Annotated in this window: 1 protein-coding gene; it reads left to right on the plus strand. The window is 56.8% G+C overall.

Annotation, left to right across the window (positions count from 1 at the left end; translation table 11 throughout):
- The coding region (locus A3722_RS15755) for a phage major capsid protein (RefSeq protein WP_150120520.1) at positions 1-285 on the plus strand (285 nt) is incomplete at both ends.

Here is a 285-nt window from a genome sequence, read left to right on the forward strand (position 1 = left end):
TGATGGAAGTAAAGGCGGCAATGCAGAGCAGGGAAGCCGAAGATGGCGGCGCATCTGTTCCAAAGCAAATCTCTAACAGCATCTTGAACCAGTTGGTTGATGCTTCGCCGCTTCGCAAGCTGGCATCTGTCGAGAACGCCACCACCAGCGACTATGTGAAGATCGTCGGGCTTCGCGGCGCATCGTCCGGCTGGGCTGGTGAGACTGACCCGCGCAGCATCACGACCACACCGAAGATGGGCGAGGTAAAGCCAACCTTCGGCGAGTTGTTTGCATACGTTGAAG

The organism is Sulfitobacter sp. HI0027 (assembly GCF_001634775.1).
In the GTDB taxonomy this organism is placed as follows: Bacteria; Pseudomonadota; Alphaproteobacteria; order Rhodobacterales; family Rhodobacteraceae; genus Sulfitobacter.